This window comes from Burkholderia sp. Cy-637, assembly GCF_011753175.1.
Lineage (GTDB): Bacteria > Pseudomonadota > Gammaproteobacteria > Burkholderiales > Burkholderiaceae > Burkholderia > Burkholderia gladioli.
The window spans coordinates 1-823 of sequence record NZ_VWWC01000406.1 but is presented as its reverse complement, the minus strand read 5'-3'; the positions used below and the strand labels follow the sequence as shown (position 1 = coordinate 823).

Sequence of the window (823 nt, the reverse complement as noted above, 5' to 3'; positions counted from 1 at the left end):
CGGGCGCCGGCGGTATCCCGGCCGCCGCAGCAGCCGTGGCAGCAGCGGCCGCGGCCGGATCGGGCGGCGCGATCGCCGGCTCGACGGCCACGTCCTGGGCGGCCGGCACCTGCGCGGCAAACGCCGCCGGCGAAGGTTTCGGCGGTTCGGGAGACGGTGCTGCGGCGGGATTCGGATCGGCCGCATCGGCAGCCGGGGTGAGGTCCGGGCGAACTCCGGACGGCGGTGCGGAAGGCGTGTTTTCGCTCATGACGAGGGTCTGGCGCGTCTGTCACGCGTGGGTTCGACGAAGGCCCATTATCCTTCAGACCCGCATCAGCGGCAAATCGGCCCACCCGCGCTGGACGCCCGCCGGCGATGCCCCTACCATCGTCTGCCTGCACCTCGCCCGCCGGCCGGCCCGGCGTCGCCTGGCTTTGCCGGCGGCGCATGGTGCGCCGCCCTCGCCGCTCGATCCGAATCCCGCTCCGAAGCCGAACCCGCCATGACGACCTTCGCTCCGTTCCCCCCGCTTGCCACCCTGGCCGCCGATCTCGCCGCCGGCCGCACCACCAGCCGCGCGCTGGTCGATACCGCGCTCGCGCGCATCGCCGCGCCCGATGGGCAAGGTTCGATCGCCTTCACGGGCGTCGACGCCGAGGCCGCGCGCACCGCCGCCGACGCGCACGACCGCCTGCGCGCGGCCGGTACCGTGCTCTCGCCGCTGGCCGGCATCCCGGTATCGGTGAAGGACCTGTTCGACATCGCCGGCCAGCGCACGCGGGCCGGCTCGCGCGCGCTCGACGACGCGGCGCCCGCCGGCGATGTCAAACAGGTCCTTCAC

The 823-nt window shown here is 74.8% G+C and carries 1 protein-coding gene and 1 pseudogene; one reads left to right on the top strand and one right to left on the bottom strand.

The features are described 5' to 3' along the window. Positions 1-250, bottom strand: a pseudogene (locus F3J10_RS35880) (gamma-glutamyl-gamma-aminobutyrate hydrolase); the annotation flags it as partial. A 234-nt stretch (positions 251-484) separates the two neighbouring features. Between F3J10_RS35880 and F3J10_RS35875 the strand changes: the two are divergent. Then, positions 485-823 (top strand): amidase family protein (locus tag F3J10_RS35875; protein ID WP_240155814.1); only part of this gene is annotated, 339 nt, incomplete at its 3' end.